Genomic DNA, 17,759 nt, shown 5'->3' on the forward strand with positions numbered 1-17,759 from the left:
TCAATTGAGTGGCTTTTTTTATCACGGTTTTAATCTAGAACCGGAATCTCAATCCATTTTGCCTCTGGAAAATGCCGGGCCAAATAGGTTTTTAAATACTCAGCAGTATCTTTAGAAATCAGCGGATCTTGTGATTCATCTTGCAGGTTATAGGCCAGCGCATACAGCGATAGCCCTCGTGCCTTCAACGCTTCCAGACTTAATAAGGTATGGTTAATGCTACCCAGACGTCCTGAACTGACCAGAATCACCGGATAGTGCTGCTCGGCAATATAATCAATCGTTAACATTTCCGTGGTGAGCGGCACCATCAGGCCACCAGCGCCTTCCAGTAGTACCACATCAAAACGCGCTGCCAGTTGCTCTGTCGCCTGGCGGATGTTATTGAAATCAATCTCACGGCCATCAATTTTGGTGGCCAGATGCGGCGATGCCGGATAAGTGAAAATTTCGGGCATGGTCAGTTTGCTGTCATCTTCAGGCAACCAGCCACAGCCCATCATCTCCCGATGTTGCTGGATATCTTCCGAAATATCAGTATTGCCAGTCTGAATCAGCTTTTGGGTGATGGTTCGCTGTCCTTCAGCACTCCAGACCTTGGCCAGATAACCGGTGGTATAGGTTTTGCCAATTCCGGTATCAATTCCACTGACAAAATAGATCTGTGCCATTAGCCTGTGCTCCGTGCAATACAATAAATCGGATGATAACTGAGCAGATATTCCTGCTGGCCGGCCACATTCAGCCGGGAAAACTGCCGATAGGCCTGATAAAACTGCTGCAAACTGTGTTTGGTCCAGCGGTGCCCGGAAGCGGTACCCGTGACCCCGGTGGCTTTTAAATGCTGCAACACCTGGCGAGGATGTTCAAAAGCCAGGGTTTTGACAGTTTCAGACAAATACACAATTTCGAAGCCTTGTGACTCCAGACAGCGGCGCAGTTCCGGCAGGCTGAAATAATCCAGCCCCTGCCCGGTCAGGGCTTTAATTTCCTTGAGATTGTCCGGACCAAAACTAGAAAAACATAAATAACCCGAAGGCTTTAAAGCATGGGCGATTTTGGCAAACAGCTGCTGCAGATTCTGCATCCATTGCAAGGCTGAACTCGAGATCAGCACATCCAGCTGTTCTGGAAAAGCGATCTGCTCGGCATCGCCAATCCACCATTCGGTTCGGGAAGTAGAAAACAGTTGCTGCTGGACTTCCGGATACAGATCATTGAGCAGCAACTGCTGCACCTGAAAGTGCTGCTCCAGCGCACGGGTTAAAGCCCCCGTACCACAGCCAATTTCAAACACCCGTCCCAGTTTTCGACTGGTTAGATGTGACTGCATCAGCCGAACCAGTTGCTGGCAAATCTGCTGCTGAATCACCGCATGCTGCAAATAGCTGTGATGCGCCTGGGCAAAACGCCGTGCCACTTGTGATTTATTTACAGACATCGCTGACTTGTCCATCATAACAGCGCCACGCATTGCGCCAGCTCACTGGACTGAATCTGCGCGGTCAGGCAAATCCGCAGCCGTGAACTGTTTTGCGGTACGGTCGGCGGACGTACCGGCATGATATAAAACCCAGCCTGCTGTAGCTGCTGTGCCTTTTGTACGGCTTTTTCCGATTCGCCCAGAATTACCGGCACAATCTGCGAGGTCGATGGACAGGCATAGCCTTTGGCTTCAACCTGCGCTTTTAATTCCTGGCTGATCTGCTGTAAATGCTGGCGCTGAGCTTGCATCTGCAACATCTTCTGGAACATAAACCGGGTCCAGGCCATATTCAGCGGTGGCTGCGCGGTACTGAAAATCAACGGGCGCATGCGGTTAATTAAATAGTCACGGATTAGCGGATGGCTAATCAGATATCCACCGACCGAGGCCAAGGCCTTACCAAAGGTCCCCACCAGAAAATCAACCTGCTCCAGCACCGCATACTGCTCCGCACAGCCCAGTCCCTGCTCTCCACGTACACCAATAGCATGTGCTTCATCAACATACAGCATCACTTTCGGATAACGCTGCTTTAACTGCACCAGTGCCGCCAGATCGGTTTCATCACCATCCATACTAAAAATGGATTCGGTCACGACTATAATCCGTTCAATTTGCGCATCGTCATGATACTGTTCCAGCAGCCGGGCCAGATGCGCCAGATCATTATGCCGGTAGCGCACCGCCTTGGCAGAAGATAAACGGATACCATCAATCATGCTAGCATGGACCAGCTTGTCGGCCAGAATCAGGGTTTTACTGTCGGCCAGTGCCGGTAAAATCCCGATATTCATATGGTAGCCACTGTTAAACAGCAAGGCGGCACGGCCAAAGGCCTGACTCAGACTCGTTTCCAGCTGCTCATATTCCCGGAAGTTCCCGGTCAGCAAACGCGACGATGAGGCGCTCATACGGCGCTCGGCTGCGGGGGTTAAGTCAAAAAATTCTTCACGCAAGCTGACATCGCTGGCCAGCCCCAGATAATCATTACTGGACAGATTCAGCATGCGCTGCCCGTGAATCTGAATCGTGCGGCCATGTTGCAGATTGGACTGAAACTGACGCAAATTGGCAGTGCTTTTTAACTGCTCCAGCTGCTGGGCATAATGGTCGAGCAAACTCATGCGGCATTCTCCTGCATCTGGCGGACCACCTCGGTCAACTGGGTCAGCAAGTAGTGCAGTTCATCTGCTGAAATCACATACGGCGGCATCACATAAACCAGTTTGCCAAATGGCCTCACCCAAATGCCCCGCTGTACAAACTGCTGCTGCAGGCTTTGCATATCGACTGGCGTAGTCAGTTCAACCACCCCAATTGCGCCCAGCACCCGCACATCCTGTACATGGCTCAGCTGAGCCAGTGGCGTTAAAGCCTGTTTCAATTGCTGTTCAATCTGCTGAATCTTGGCCTGCCAGTCCTGTGCCAGCAAGACTTGAGTACTTTTCAGTGCCACCGCACAAGCCAGCGGATTGGCCATAAAAGTTGGGCCATGCATAAACACGCCAGCTTCCCCCTGACTGATGGTGTCTGCCACCTGCTTGCTGGTTAAAGTTGCCGACAGGGTCATATAACCACCCGTCAGTCCTTTGCCAATACACATGATATCCGGCTCGACTCCGGCATGTTCCCAAGCAAATAACTTGCCGGTACGACCAAAGCCGGTGGCAATTTCATCAAAAATCAGCAGCAGACCATACTGCTCGCATAAACGCTTGGCCTGACGCAAATATTCAGGATGATAAAAGCGCATACCGCCCGCGCCCTGTACAATCGGCTCTAGAATCAGTGCGGCCAGTGTATGCTGATGCTGGGCCAAAGCCTGCTCCAGATCGGCAATATCATCTGGGTTCCAGTCTTCATCAAAGCGGGTTTGTGGTGCCTGTACAAATAAGCGATTCGGCAGACTTGAACCAAAAATCTGATGCATGCCAGTGACCGGATCGCAGACCGACATCGCATTCCAGGTATCGCCATGGTAGCCGGAACGTGGAGTAATAAAATTGGTTTTTTGTGGCTGGCCTTGCGCAGTCCAGTACTGCACCGCCATTTTTAACGCGACTTCAACCGCCACGGAACCGGAATCGGCATAGAAAATCTTATCCAGACTCGGCGGAGTAATTTGCAGCAGTAATTTGCCCAGCTCAATGGCCGGATCATGGGTCAGACCGCCAAACATGATATGCGACATCTGCTGTAACTGGTCGGTCACGGCCTGATTCAGTTCAGGATGGTTATAGCCATGAATAGCACACCACCACGATGACATGCCATCAATCAGACAGCGGCCATCTGCGAGTTCAATGGTCGCACCATAAGCCCGCTTTACCTTGAAGGTCGGCAGCGGCTGGGTCATGGAAGTATAAGGATGCCAAAGATGTTGCTGGTCAAATAAATCGGTCATCCCGGACTCCCTGTCTGGTTTAAAATCTACATGAGCTCGATCTTACTCCCGCCACACAGAAAAAGAAATTGCGGGAATTATCATTTCCGCTGAAGGGTCAGGAGAGTTGCTTTAAATAGTCAATAATTTTCTGTGTAACCACATCTGTTTCAAACAACGGGATGCCATGCGAGCCAGAAATCACTTCCACCTGAAGATTTGTTGCAGCTAAATTCTGTAAATCTTCTGCAACTTGGCAAGGAACCAGCTGATCTTCATGTGCCAGCAAATGATATTGTGGAGCCGGATAATTTTTTAAGATGGTCACCAGATTAAGCTGTTCCAGCAAAGCTAATCCCTGTTTTAACAAGGTTAGAGATTGCGGCTGGATTAAACTTTGTAATTTCTGTAAATCCTGCCGGCTCTGGGCACTACCCTGACAGACCAGATAACCAAAACGTTTTAAGGTCGCGGCCGCATCTTTGGCAAAGCCCTGTTTAAACTGCTGAAAAGTCTCGGGAACCATCCCGTGGGGCCACGCGTCTTGCGCAACAAAACACGGATTCGAAGCCAAAGTAATGAGCGCTTGCGGCGCCTGTCCGGATTGCGCCAGTGCATCGGCCAGTAAGGTTGCCAGCTGCCCACCCAGAGACCAGCCCATCAGCACGCTATAGCCTTTGGCCCGTTCCAGCTGCTGCTGGAACTGTACCGGATCCGCCGCATTAAAAATGTTCAGGACATCGACCTGAATGCCGTGTTGCATTAGGCTATGTTGTACAGGCTGTAACAGGCCGGTTCCTCCGCCCCATCCGGTGATCAAAAGTATACGCTGCTGCATTGTGCTGTCCTTGTTTCCATCTAGTCGCAGTATAGTAAAAATAGCGACGCCTGCACTGCATCAAAATCGCCAAATCTTGGCCATAAAAAAACCCGGCCAGTGCCGGGTCAATGTTGGGTTGGGCTTACATTTGCGATTGAATGTAGTTCTGCAAACCAATGAGTTCAATTAAACGCAACTGTTTTTCCAGCCAGTAAGTATGGTCTTCTTCGGTATCTGACATTTGCTGACGCAGCATGTCACGGGTGATGTAATCGCCCTTGTCTTCTGCCAGCTTAACACCTTGGGCCAGTTTTTCACGTACCTCATACTCTAGCTTTAAATCGGCTTTTAAGCAGGACAGCACGTCGGTACCAACGTCAATATCATCACGTTGCATATTCGGAGTGCCTTCAAGGAACAGAACCCGGCGAATCAAGGCATCGGCATGTTGTGATTCTTCCTGCATCTCATGGTCGATGCGTTCATAAATCTTGCTCAGGCCCCAATCTTCATACATACGCGAGTGAATCAGGTATTGATCACGAGCAGCCAGTTCGCCACCGATCAACATATTTAAATAGTCTACGACTTCTGGATTGCCACGCATTTTCATTACTCCCTTACGAATACGCTCATTATGGCGAAAGCCAAGCCAAGTTGCAAAAGATAATTTGTGTAAATATATGATTTTTATATAATTAAAATGAGAAGCATGTGCATTTACAGTTCTGGATTCAAACTTTTCCACATAAAAAAGAATTGCTTGCGCACATTTGTCTGATTTTTCTGCAACCCAAACACACAAAGCGGCAAATTTAGAATTTTGTAACTATCAAAAACGGTTCTTATTTCTGCGGTTTTTACGATTTTACTGCTGTGCTTTCTCTGTTTTGACCTATCACCAGATTCAGGCAGCAACCACTCAATCTAGAGAGCGGTTGCCTGCTGTTCTGTTAGCCCTGGGTCTGGCCATATTCAGCCATCAGGCTCAGAAACTGATCTTCATTCATGACCGGAATACCAAGTTTCTCCGCCTTCTCCAGTTTGGAACCGGCTTTTTCACCCGCCACCAGACACTTGGTTTTACTGGAGACACTGCCACTTACCCGGGCGCCGAGCGCCTGTAGCATTTGAGTGGCTTCATCACGGCCCATTTTGCTTAAAGTACCGGTAATGACCCAGCTTTCACCATTTAACGGCTGACGGGTCGGCGCCAGCGGTGCATCCCAGTGAATACCGGCCGCCAGTAAACGGTCCAGCACTTCCAGGTTATGCGGTGCCTGGAAAAAGTCCAGAATCCATTCTGCGGTAATATCACCAACATCTGGAGTTTTCTTGAGTGCCTCCAGATTGGCAACACGTAAGGCATCCAGCGTCTGGAAGGTATTGGCCAGCATCCGCGCGGTGGTTTCGCCGACACCACGAATCCCCAAGGCATAAATAAAAGCGCCCAGCGTGGTTTTTTTACTGCGTTCAATTGCATCGAGCAGGTTTTGTACCGACTTTTCGCCCATTTTTTCAATCTTGAGCAAGGCCTCACGATGTTCATGCAGATGGTAAATGTCCGAAACATCCTTGAGCAGATTCAGATGCAGTAATGATTCTACCCAGCGATCACCCAGACCTTCAATATCCATGGCCTTACGCGAAACAAAGTGACGGATGGCCTCAATCCGCTGCGCTGCACAGTACAGACCACCGGAACAGCGTGCCAACGCTTCGCCTTCCGGCATCACCACCGGCGAATCACACACCGGACAGCAGGCAGGTAGCTGTACGGTTTCAGCCTCCGCCGGACGAAATTCCGGCCAGACTTTTTCAACTTTCGGAATCACATCACCGCTGCGATAGACACTGACCGTATCGCCAATCCGCACATCTAGACGATGGATTTCACCAATATTGTGCAAGGTGACATTAGATACCGTCACCCCACCCACTGCCACCGGATTCAGGCGTGCCACCGGGGTCAAAGTACCGGTACGGCCCACCTGCCAATGAATATTTTCAACTGTTGTCAGCGCGGCGACTGCCGGGAATTTATAAGCAGTGGCCCAGCGCGGTTCGCGGCTTAAAAAGCCAAGCTGCTGCTGCTGTTTCAGGTCATTGACTTTAATTACCATGCCGTCAATTTCAACACTCAGCTGCGAGCGTTCCTGATTGATCTGCTCATAGACTTCTTGCACGGCCTGAATGCTGTCACAAACAAAATGACGCTCACCCACAGCAAAACCAAGCTGATGTAACCAGTCCAGGCTTTCGGACATGGTGTTCAGGCCATGATGCGGCACGCACTGGGCAATGCCATAGGCATAAAACGCCAGTGGACGTGAGGCCGCAATTTTCGGATCCAGCTGGCGCAAGCTGCCGGCCGCAGCATTACGCGGATTGGCAAAGGTCTTTTCGCCTTTGGCCAGATTAGCGGCATTGAGTTTTTCAAAACCCGATTTGGGCATCAGCACTTCACCGCGCACTTCCAGAAACTCCGGAATACTGTACTCCGCTGAAGATAAGATTTTCGGCAGGTTGCGAATGGTTTTAACATTGTGAGTAATATCTTCACCGGTTTCGCCATCGCCGCGGGTCACGCCGCGCACCAGCACGCCATTGGCATACCACAAGGAAATCGCCAGCCCATCAAATTTCAGCTCGACATCATATTGAATGGTCTGGTTGGGTAAACGCTCTTCGGCGCGGCGGGCAAAGGCAAACAGTTCATCCTGGTTAAATACGTTGCCCAGAGACAGCATTGGTACCGCATGGGTGACGCTTTCAAATTTGCTTAAAGGCTGTCCACCGACTTTATTGGTTGGGGTATCGGCCTGAATCAGATCGGGATATTGTTGTTCTAAGGCTTTAAGTTGATGAAACAGCTGATCATACTCACTGTCTGCAATAACAGGCTGATCCAAGACATAATAGGCATGATTATGCTGGGCTAAAATCTGGATCAATTGGCGCATTTGCGCCACCACATCTGCATGTTGAGTCATACGTTCACCATAAAAAAGGGCGGTGATCCCGCCCTTAAAAAATTTTGTCGCTTGGCCGTATTATAGAAACCGGAGGCTGTGGTTTCAATTCAGTTATGCCAGCGAAGCCTGACCTGCGCGATAATCAATCGCCTGATGACGCCAGTGTTCGCGTAATTGCGGGGTTAATTCCAGATGGTTCTGGTCATACACGGTGCCATCAATTTCACGGGCAATCAGACCGGAAATGCTGATCATGGTATCAAAGGCATTTTGCACATCGCTATGTGGCAGGGCCAAGAAAAAGGCCAGACCTTTGACCTGTTCATTCGACAGGGTTTCCAGATCAAAACCGTCGGCGCCGTTGTCGGTAATTTGCAGCACTGAGAACAGCAGTTTGGAACCATCTTCGTTATAACGGTGGAAGCAGGACATTTCACCAAAGCGCAGACCATATTTAAGCAGCACTTTCAGGGTTTTCTCCCCTGATAAAATCCGGCGTTCCGGGAAAATATTCAGGGCAATAAATGATTCTGCAGTGGCCAAAGCGCTTTCATCATCTACCAGTTGCTGTTCATGCAGATGCGCATCCAGAATACTGCTTTCTTCTTCAAATTCACGAATATCGGCTTTTTCAATCTGGCTGTTGAGGCTAAATTCAGCTGGCACAGTTTCCGCTTTTTCGGTATCTACCACAGCTTGAGTCTGTTCAGTCAATGCTGATTCAGGTGCAGATTCAGCAGCATGGGCTACAGCAGTCGCGGCAGCTGCAGCGGATTCAGTTTGGGCAGTTTCGGTTGAGGCCTGTTCTGCCAGATTTTCTGCCTTTGCTTCTACCTCAGTCTTGGCTGCAGGTTCAGCATCTACAGATGTCGCGGCCTGTGCTTCGGTTTTCACCTGCGCTGTTTCGCTCGGCTCAGTCAGCTGCGTTTCAGTCATGGCCTGTGGCTCAATTTTGCTGTTTGGCTCGGCGGCAGCAAGATCAGCATCGCCCAAAGTCGGTTCTACGCGCTGGGCCGGTTCAGTCTGCAACTGATGACGGACATGACGCGGAATGATCGGCTGCTGGCTATCGGCATTGACCTGCAGCTCGGAGTCCAGCGAAGGTGCTGCATCGGCCGGTTTTTTCAGGATCATTCTTAAACCGAAACCCATAATAATGAGCGCGATAATAATCCCAATGATTGTGGTGATTTCCATGTTATGCCTCCGCGACTAGACCGTATTCTGTAGCATCTTCTAGATTTACGCTGACTAATTTTGATGTTCCCGGTTCAGGCATAGTAACACCTAATAAATCGGTTGCCATCGTCATTGCCAGCTTGTTATGTGTGATATATATAAATTGCACCTGTTCGGACAGTTCCTGGACCAGGTTACAGAAACGTCCGACATTGGCATCATCCAGCGGTGCATCGACTTCATCCAGCACACAAAACGGTGCCGGATTTAAACGGAAAATGGCAAAGACCAGTGCCAGTGCGGTCAGTGCTTTTTCTCCACCCGACAACAGCGCCAGTGAGCTGTTGCGTTTACCCGGTGGTCTTGCCATTAGTTTTACACCCGATTGCCAGTCATCTTCAAGACTTAAACTGGCTTCACCACCATTAAACACTTTGGGAAACAGCGCCTGCAGTTCGGTATTAATCTGGTCAAAGGTGGTCATAAACAGCTTGCGCGTTTCCTGATCAATACTTTTCATGGCCGCCTGTAACTGGGCCACGGTTTTTTCCAGATCTTCAATCTGATGGCTCAGTTCGGCATAACGGGCTGAAACTTCTTCATATTCTTCTGAAGCCGCCAGATTCACCGCACCCAATTTATCAAACTGCGCCTGGGCTTTTTCTAGCTGCTGCTGATGGGCCGTTACATCAATGTTCAGCCCCGGAATCAGCTCGCTGTTTAAGGCTTTCAGCTGTTCGGAATAATGCTGCAAGTCAGATTTGGCCGCTTGCCAAGCCAGACGTTTTTCTTCCAGCTGGCTACGCAGTTTTTCATCCTGCTGCTGCTGTTGATGGCGCTGCTCGGTCAGCTGCTGCTGTTTGCTCTGAATCTGGTTCAGTTCCAGCTGCCATTCATTCCAGGTCTGTTGCAGTTTTTCCGTCTGCTGCTGCTGCTCGGCAAACTGGCTGGCTAGTGCCGGCAATTCCAGCTGCACCGGATCGACAAACTTTTTCGCCTGCTCCATTTGTGCTGCAATCTGCTGATGCTGGGTCTTTAAAAAACCACCATCTTTTTCCAGCAATTCCAGCTGCTGTGTGGCCTGCACCGACTGGCGTCTTAACAGTTCCAGTTCCTGTTGCTGTTGCTGATATAGCTGCTGCGCCTGCTCCAGTTGTGCCGTTAATTCTTCCAGCTGGAATTGCAGGGTTTTATAGTTTGGCAGCGCCTGTTCCAACTTGAGACTCAGCGCATGCAGATCAATTTCCAGATCATCTTTTTGCATGGCATCTTCTTCCAGCTGCTCCTCCAGTTGCTGCAGCTGATGCTGTAATTGCTGCTTCTGCACGGCAAAGGCCTGCGCGGCGCTCTGGATTTTGGCAATCTGCAGATCCAGTGCCTGCAATGCCTGCTGCTGCTGTTTCAGCTGCGCCTGTTGTTCATGAAGCTGTTGCTGCAGCTGCTGGCACTGCTGTTGGCTGATGTTAAAGTCCTGTTCGGCCTGCTGTAACTCGGCCTGTTTCTGGCTCAGTAGCCCATCAATCTCTTCCAGACGGATGCGATGGCTTAAAGCGCCTTGCGCCGATTGTGAGGCTTCATCAAACAGTAAACCAATGACCCAGTCCGGCCCGACCTGATAGCCATCTAGGGTTAGAATGCTCTGCCCGGCCTGTAACTTGGGCTGTAATTGCAATGCCTGCGCCAAATCCTCAGCCAGTGCCACCTGTTGCCATAAAGAAGAAGATGGCGATTCAATCCAGTCCGCCAGACAGCTTAAATTTGCCAGCTGAATCGGTGCGTGCTGGGCAGCAGGTTTTAACTGGCGTGCCAGACTGTCCTGAAAGTTGTCATCTGCATCAAGCATTTGCGCATTCAGCCATTTGGCCAGAAACTTCTCAATTAATGCCGCATGCGGTTTGGCAGCATCGTTCAGGGTTAGCACCTGCATTAAGGCGGTGTGCTGTAACTGCTGTTTGGGGCTGTTTTTAATCAGTAGCTGATTCAGGTTTTTCTGCTCGGCCTGGAGCACCTGAATTTCCGATTTCAGCTCAGTACTGCTATTTTTATGCTGATTCAGCAGGCTGTGCGCCTGTTGCAACTGCTGTTGTTGCACCTGAATCTGCTGCTCCAGTTCGGCCAGCTGCTGGCTTAACTGGGCTTTGTCCTGGTTCAGCTGCTCGACTTCATCTTGCTGGGCCTGACTTTGCAGCGAGCTGCTCTGCTGCTGCAAGGTGTCTTTTTGCTGTTCAATCCGGCTGATATTTTTTAGCAACTGTTCGCTCTGGGCCAGCATTTGCAGTTTTTGCTGCTGCTGTTTTTCCACCTGCGCCTTAATCTGCTCAAACTGCTGCTGCACCTGTTGCTGCTGGGCTTTGAGCTGCTGCACAGCCTGTGCCTGCTCTTGCGTGCTTTGCTCGGCCTGTTGCAGCTGCTCGGTATACTGTTCCTGCTGGCTGAGTACTGTTTCTAGCTGCAGATCAATCAGCTGCAGACGTTCTTTGGTCTGGGCTTTCTGTTCCTGCAACTGAGCCAGCGTACTGCTGTTTTGCTGGACCAGCGACTGTTTCTGCTCCAGAGTCATTTTCAGCTCAGCCAGTTTCTTTTCAGCCTGCTGCCATTCATTCTGTAATGGTGTCGACTGCTGAATCAGACGCTGGAACAGCTCACTGGTATTGCCCAAATCATGTTCCAGCGTGCTTAGCTCGGAACGGGTCAGCTTGAACTGTTCGCCCAGTTCGGTCATCTGCACAGTATATTCCTGCTGCAAACGGCTGCTCTGCTCGCACTGGAACGATAAAATTTCAATTTTGATGCTGCGAATCTGGCTTTCTAAAGTCTTATACTGCAGCGCAGTTTCCGACTGGCGTTTTAGGGTTTTGAGCTGGCCTTTCAGTTCACTGGCAATATCTTCCAGCCGCGATAAATTCTGGCTGGTATGGTCCAGATGCAGCATGGTTTCACGGCGACGGGCCTGATAACGTGACACGCCGGCCGCTTCTTCAATAAATACCCGCATCTCTTCCGGTTTGGCATCGACCAGACGGTTAATCATGCCCTGTTCGATAATGGCATAGGAGCGCGGCCCCAGACCGGTGCCAAGGAAAATATCGGTAATATCACGGCGCCGGCATTTGGTGCCATTTAAAAAATATTCCGACTTGCCATCGCGGTTGACCTGACGACGCACCGCCAGTTCGGTATAGGCGTTATACGCGCCACCCAGCTTGCCATAGGTATTGTCAAAGCGCAGTTCGACACTGGCCATGCCCACCGGTTTACGTTTGGCGGTCCCGGTAAAAATCACATCCTGCATGCTGCCGCCACGCAGCTGACGCGCGCTGGATTCACCCATGACCCAGCGAATGGCATCAATCACATTGGACTTGCCACAGCCATTGGGGCCGACCACGGCCGTCCGGTTGGCTTTAAAATGTAAGGTGGTACTATCGGCAAAAGATTTAAAGCCGGAAAGTTTTAAGCTGCTTAAACGCATAATGTCCCGATCAACGGCGTGAGCGGCGTGCCCAGGCCAGTTCAATTTGTTTCATACGGGTCAGAGATTCCAACACCAGATTGCGCAAGTGTCGACAAAAATCATCCATAAATAAAGAGGCTTGTTGTGATTTTCGGATTAAAATTGCATCAATTACCAGTTTAAATAGATCAAACGATTCCTGTAACTCCCGACGTGACGTATTCAGGGTTAAAAAATAGCTGCGCCGTAACGACGGCAGCAACTCTTGATAAAATTTCATCAGATACAGATTGGCCACCATATCCTGCTGCCGGGCCAGAGTCTGGAAAATCAGGTCATAAAATTTTTCGGTATGGCCCTGCCGGTATTCGGCCTCAATCTGCTCCATCAGCTTTTGCAGCTGTTCAATTTCATGATGACGCCAGGTTTCCGCAATGCGCTGTACAATCTGCCCCAGCAGCAGACTGCAGGTATCAAACAGGGCACGCACCTGCTGGGCCGACATTTCCGACACAATCGCGCCGCGCCGCGGAAAAATTTCAATCAGATGGGTGCGTTCCAACAGCAGCAGTGCCTCACGCACCGAACCGCGACTGACATCCAGCTCTTTGGCAATACGCAGTTCCTGAATGCGCTCGCCCTCTACCAGCTCGCCACTAATAATCTGCTCGCCGATATGTTTTGCAATCTGTTCAGATAGACTGTCTGTTTCTTGTTGTTGCATACTGTTCCTGTGTTATTTTTATACCATGCGCGCAGTTGCAGCGGGTCTTTCTTATTGTCTTTTTTACTGGCTTAGCGACCAAATTTCCATGACATTGTCCGACAATTTTCTGTCGCTATAGCCAATTTTCAACCACACCATCAAGCGCTTAAAAATAAGCGCTAAAGCCCTGGTAAATAAAATACAGACCGACGGTGGTCAACAAACCTGAAAAACATTTTTTTAGCATGGCCGGTGACAAAATATGTGCAACTTTTGCGCCAAGCTTGGCGGTAATAAAGCTCATCACGCTAATGCCAATAAAGGCATATAAATGTACATAGCCCCAGGTATTCGGCACGCTCACCTCAGACTGCTGGCCAAACCAGACAAAACCTAATGCACCAGCAATAGCAATCGGCAAACCGCAGGCCGCCGAAGTGGCAACTGCTTTTTGCATCACCACACCACAACGGTTCAGGAACGGTACGGTTAAGCTGCCGCCGCCAATCCCGAAAATGGCCGAGGCAATCCCAATTCCGCCACCGGCCAGCATTTGCGCACCGGTTGAAGGCAACTGACGTGAAGGATCAACCGGGGTATTTGAACCGCGGAACATGCGATAGGCCACCCACACCGCAAAGAACCCGATTACCAGCTGCAAGCCCTGCCCCGACATTAAATCGGCAATCCCGGCGCCAAAAAATGCACCCAGAATTAGGCCGGGTGCCAAATTGCGAAACACATTCCACATCACCGCACCTTTTTTATGGTGCGCCATGACCGAACTGATGGAAGTTACGATAATGGTCGCCAGTGAAGTCCCGACCGCCATATGCATAATCACGCTAGGATCATAATTCAGCTGGGTAAATACAATGTACAAAATTGGCACAATAATTAAGCCACCGCCCACCCCGAACAGACCTGCAGCAAATCCGGCAATTGCGCCAATCAGTAAATATATGATTAACTCCATAAATTATATTCCACTATTCTCAGATTCATATGGATGTAGAGACTCGACAGTTACAACAACAGCTCAGCGAAGCCGGACAGCTTCCTGAAGTCCTCATTTTAAAACCTGTGACTACATCAACCAATGATGATGTACGCGAGATTGCTCAAAAAGGAATACAGAGCGTTCTGGTCTGTAGCGCCCGACAAACACAAGGCAGAGGACAACGCCAACGGCAATGGGTGTCCCCAGAAGGAAACGTCTATTTAAGCACATTGCTAAATTTACGAACACCCGTAGATGGCCGTTTAGCCCTGGAAATTGCCTTAAATATTTTGCAGATGCCAAGCCTGCGCCAGCTGAACCTGCAGGTGAAGTGGCCGAATGATTTATATAGCCCGCAAGGCAAATGGGGCGGTATTCTGATTGAGCCCCTGTCGACCCAGCAGGTCATTGTCGGGGTGGGGATTAATCTGGCGCCAATTCCGGCCGAGCAGATTGATCAGCACGCCACTTCCCTGGCCGAATTGGGCCTAAATGATATTTCCCGAATTCAGCTGATTGCCGAGCTGTATCTGGCCATTCAGCAGGCGCAAGAATGGTTTAACCATAACAGCTATCAACTGGCCTCACGTTTTAATCATCATGCCGCTTTTCAGCAACAGCCGGTAGAATTTGAACATCATGGCGGAGTGGCCCAGGGGCTGTTTTTAGGCATTCAGGATGATGGTGCGATTCAGATTGAAACCGCCTCTGGCGTTGAAGTGTTTTATCAGGGCCGTTTACGCCCGCAGATGCCGGGACAGTGAGCGCAGCACATGAAAAATTTATGGTTAGATATTGGCAATACCCGGCTCAAATACTGGATTACCGAACATCAGCAGATTGTAGAACATGCCGCTGAACTGCATCTGCAATCTCCGGCCGATTTACTGCTGGGCCTGATCCAGCATTTTAAAAGCCTGAACCTGACCCATGTCGGGGTATCTTCGGTACAGGACCAGAAAAACAATGAACGGATTCAGCAGATTTTAAAATTCCTGAATATTCCCGTGATTTTTGCGCGGGTACAGGCCGAATATGCCGGTCTGAGCTGCGGCTATGATATTCAGCAGCTGGGGATTGACCGCTGGTTGCAGGTGCTGGCCGTGGCTGAAGCCGACAAAGATTTATGTGTGATTAGCTGCGGCACCGCGCTGACCATTGATCTGACTCAAGGCCATCAGCATCTGGGGGGTTATATTCTGCCCAACCTATATTTGCAGCGTGATTCTTTAATCCAGCACACCAAAGGCATCCGGATTCCAGAAGCGGCCTTTGATGACCTAAGCCCCGGCACCAATACCTTGGATGCTGTGCATCATGGTATTTTACTGGGACTGCTCAGCAGTATTGAATATGTCATGCAGCAATCCCCGCGGCAACTGGTGCTGACTGGGGGTGATGCGCCGCTGTTTGCCAAATTCCTGCAAAATTACCAACCACTAGTGGAGCAGGACTTATTGCTGAAAGGTTTGCAGCGCTATATCCAGCATTATTCCACGGCCAATGAGTCCACACCGCTTATTCCACAATAATATGAGGCAGTATCGCCTGCCAGACTTCCACCAGTTCGGTACAGCCTTGAGAGTCAATAAAATGGCCTTGATGCTGTGCCTCAATGGCTTTGGCATCCAGACTGCGCGCCTGCTCCAGACTAAATTTTGGCAGCACCCGGTCATCGCCAGCTGAGTAAATCACCACCCGATGCGCAATCTGGCGTTTTAGCAAGTCAAAATCAATTTTACAGGCATCAATAAAAGGATTGACCTCGTCCAGCCGGCCCAAACGGCCATTAAAGCCGGCCACCAGCACCACCTGTTTAATTTTCTGGGTTTTCAGTTTCTTGGTCAGAAAGTGCAAAGTGGCAATACAGCCCAGACTATGGGCAATGAAAATGGTATTTTCGTCAATCTCATCGATCTGCTCATCCATTTGCCGCTTCCACACTTCCAGAGTTGGCGTTGGCGATGGATCGAGTCTTAACACTTTCAGACTGGCTTTTTGCTGGTCGGCATATTCCTGAATCCAGGGAAACCAGTTTTCATCCGGACTGGCGGTATAACCATGTACCACATAAATTTGTGCCATTGTTGTGCTCGCTGTTCGTTCCTGATGCACATCAGTGTGCCCGAAACAGCGCGGCTTTCGGGTAAGCGTCTGTTGGGTTTTCTTAAAGATCACCGCAGCACGTTCGCTTGAATCGCTTAAAAATGGAGAGCAACAAAAAGGCGCACCCGGCGCCTTGTTGTTTTGAATCCCTTATTTTTTCGGTTCTTTACCACCGAACAGCGGGCCCATACCGCCGCCACCACCAAACTGCTTTTGCAGATTGCCCAATGATTTCATCATTTTTGCCATACCCGATGGATTGGCAAATTTCTTCATCATTTTGGCCATTTGCGCATGCTGTTTAATCAGTTTATTCACCTCAGACACATCCATACCACAACCGGCCGCAATACGTTTTTTACGGCTTGGGTTCATCAGGTCCGGATTACGGCGTTCTTTGACGGTCATCGACTGGATGATGGCCTCCATCTTTTTCACCTGCTTCTCTGGGTTCGCCTGTGCAATCGCATCCTGAATACCAGAGTTACTCATGCCCGGCAGCTTGTCCAGGAAGCCCATCATACCGCCCATTTTATTCATTTGCTCAAACTGCATCAGCATGTCTTCAAAGTTGAAGCTGCCGCCTTTTTGCAGTTTTTTCGCCATTTTTTCGGCTTTTTCTTTGTCGATTTTGCGTTCAACTTCTTCGACCAGAGAAAGCACATCACCCATGCCCAGAATACGCTGTGCCACACGTTCCGGATGGAATGGCTCGAGGGCATCGAGTTTTTCACCCATCCCCAGGAATTTGATTGGCTTGCCAGTAATGGCACGCACCGACAGCGCCGCACCACCACGCGCATCACCATCCGTTTTGGTGAGAATGACACCGGTTAATGGCAAGGCATCATTAAAGGCTTTGGCAGTATTGGCCGCATCCTGACCGGTCATGGCATCAACCACGAACAGGGTTTCAGTCGGGTTAATCGCTGCATGCAGCGCTTTAATTTCGTCCATCATGTCATCATCGACATGCAGACGACCGGCGGTATCGACAATTAACACATCGGCAAACTGGATTTTTGCCTGCTCAATGGCACGATTGGCAATATCAATCGGGCGTTCATTGGCATTCGATTCCAGGAAAATCGCACCGACATCCCCGGCCACTGTTTGCAGCTGTTTAATTGCCGCTGGACGATAAACGTCGGCAGACACCATGGCGACTTTTTTCTTTTGACGTTCCTGTAAGAAACGTGCCAGCTTGGCTGCCGTGGTGGTTTTACCCGCACCCTGCAAACCGGCCAGAAGCACCACTACTGGTGGTTTTGCTGCAAGGTCAAGGCTCTCGTTGGCCTCGCCCATCATTTTGGTTAATTCGTCATAAACGATTTTAACGAATGCCTGACCCGGTGATAACTGTGTCATCACTTCCTGACCTAATGCCTCTTCCTTAACTTTCGCGATGAATTCACGAGTTACAGGTAACGCCACATCGGCTTCAAGAAGTGCCATACGTACTTCACGTAACGTATCTTTAATATTGTCTTCGGTTAGCTGCCCTGAGCCAGTAACATTTCTTAAACTCTGCGTGAGTCGTTCTGTTAAGGTATCAAACATTGCAAAATCCGCTTAAAATAGCCATCAGCAAAAAAATGTTTCTTAAAATAGAAAATTTATGCATAAGATGCTATAGGATACTGTAGTTCG

The 17,759-nt window shown here is 49.8% G+C and carries 15 protein-coding genes; 2 read left to right on the forward strand and 13 right to left on the reverse strand.

Annotated elements, in window-relative coordinates; genetic code table 11:
- Positions 1 to 29: 29 nt before the first annotated feature.
- The 11 genes from bioD to FTU86_RS05170 all read right to left on the reverse strand — a co-directional run bounded on the left by bioD (position 30) and on the right by FTU86_RS05170 (position 13,979).
- On the reverse strand, positions 30 to 671 hold the full coding sequence (gene bioD, locus FTU86_RS05120) for a dethiobiotin synthase (RefSeq protein WP_160241556.1): 642 nt from the start codon (positions 669 to 671) through the stop codon (positions 30 to 32).
- A complete protein-coding gene (gene bioC / locus FTU86_RS05125; protein WP_228278819.1) occupies positions 671 to 1,474 on the reverse strand; it encodes a malonyl-ACP O-methyltransferase BioC in 804 nt (267 codons plus the stop codon). Before bioC ends, bioD begins: the two co-directional genes overlap by 1 nt.
- Entirely contained in the window at positions 1,456 to 2,610 is a 1,155-nt protein-coding gene (locus FTU86_RS05130; RefSeq protein WP_160241557.1) for an 8-amino-7-oxononanoate synthase, read from the reverse strand. Before FTU86_RS05130 ends, bioC begins: the two co-directional genes overlap by 19 nt.
- On the reverse strand, positions 2,607 to 3,890 hold the full coding sequence (bioA, locus tag FTU86_RS05135) for an adenosylmethionine--8-amino-7-oxononanoate transaminase (protein ID WP_016659862.1): 1,284 nt from the start codon (positions 3,888 to 3,890) through the stop codon (positions 2,607 to 2,609). Before bioA ends, FTU86_RS05130 begins: the two co-directional genes overlap by 4 nt.
- A gap of 97 nt (positions 3,891 to 3,987) precedes the next feature.
- Complete coding sequence (locus tag FTU86_RS05140; RefSeq protein WP_016659861.1) at positions 3,988 to 4,707, reverse strand: alpha/beta fold hydrolase; 720 nt, start codon at positions 4,705 to 4,707, stop codon at positions 3,988 to 3,990.
- A gap of 124 nt (positions 4,708 to 4,831) precedes the next feature.
- Positions 4,832 to 5,296 carry a bacterioferritin gene (gene bfr / locus FTU86_RS05145; protein ID WP_005175934.1) on the reverse strand — a complete coding sequence of 155 codons (465 nt, stop codon included), beginning with the start codon at positions 5,294 to 5,296 and terminating at the stop codon, positions 4,832 to 4,834.
- A gap of 346 nt (positions 5,297 to 5,642) precedes the next feature.
- Positions 5,643 to 7,682: an NAD-dependent DNA ligase LigA gene (gene ligA, locus FTU86_RS05150; RefSeq protein ID WP_104495122.1), complete on the reverse strand. Its 2,040-nt coding sequence runs from the start codon at positions 7,680 to 7,682 to the stop codon at positions 5,643 to 5,645.
- Between the two features lie 93 nt (positions 7,683 to 7,775).
- The gene (locus FTU86_RS05155) at positions 7,776 to 8,861 is read right to left on the reverse strand and encodes a cell division protein ZipA C-terminal FtsZ-binding domain-containing protein (RefSeq protein WP_180048259.1); all 1,086 of its coding nucleotides are present in this window, start codon (positions 8,859 to 8,861) and stop codon (positions 7,776 to 7,778) included.
- Between the two features lies 1 nt (position 8,862).
- A complete protein-coding gene (gene smc, locus FTU86_RS05160) occupies positions 8,863 to 12,315 on the reverse strand; it encodes a chromosome segregation protein SMC (protein ID WP_180048258.1) in 3,453 nt (1,150 codons plus the stop codon).
- Positions 12,316 to 12,325: 10 nt separating this feature from the next.
- The gene (locus FTU86_RS05165; protein WP_016659857.1) at positions 12,326 to 13,021 is read right to left on the reverse strand and encodes a GntR family transcriptional regulator; all 696 of its coding nucleotides are present in this window, start codon (positions 13,019 to 13,021) and stop codon (positions 12,326 to 12,328) included.
- Positions 13,022 to 13,169: 148 nt separating this feature from the next.
- A complete protein-coding gene (locus FTU86_RS05170) occupies positions 13,170 to 13,979 on the reverse strand; it encodes a sulfite exporter TauE/SafE family protein (RefSeq protein ID WP_180048257.1) in 810 nt (269 codons plus the stop codon).
- Between the two features lie 29 nt (positions 13,980 to 14,008).
- Between FTU86_RS05170 and FTU86_RS05175 the strand changes: the two genes are divergently transcribed.
- Together FTU86_RS05175 and FTU86_RS05180 are read left to right on the forward strand one after the other, a co-directional pair.
- Entirely contained in the window at positions 14,009 to 14,767 is a 759-nt protein-coding gene (locus FTU86_RS05175; RefSeq protein ID WP_104489319.1) for a biotin--[acetyl-CoA-carboxylase] ligase, read from the forward strand.
- A 9-nt stretch (positions 14,768 to 14,776) separates the two neighbouring features.
- Positions 14,777 to 15,535, forward strand: coding sequence for a type III pantothenate kinase (locus tag FTU86_RS05180; RefSeq protein ID WP_180048256.1), 759 nt, complete (start codon positions 14,777 to 14,779; stop codon positions 15,533 to 15,535).
- Here the strand turns inward: FTU86_RS05180 and FTU86_RS05185 are convergent.
- Positions 15,522 to 16,088, reverse strand: a complete 567-nt coding sequence (locus FTU86_RS05185) for an alpha/beta hydrolase (protein WP_005175903.1) — start codon at positions 16,086 to 16,088, stop codon at positions 15,522 to 15,524. The genes FTU86_RS05180 and FTU86_RS05185 overlap by 14 nt on opposite strands.
- A 171-nt stretch (positions 16,089 to 16,259) precedes the next feature.
- A complete protein-coding gene (gene ffh / locus FTU86_RS05190; RefSeq protein WP_005175901.1) occupies positions 16,260 to 17,669 on the reverse strand; it encodes a signal recognition particle protein in 1,410 nt (469 codons plus the stop codon).
- Positions 17,670 to 17,759: the final 90 nt, after the last annotated feature.

The sequence above is a fragment of the Acinetobacter sp. YH12155 genome (genome assembly GCF_013418255.1).
GTDB classification, from domain to species: Bacteria; Pseudomonadota; Gammaproteobacteria; order Pseudomonadales; family Moraxellaceae; genus Acinetobacter; species Acinetobacter indicus.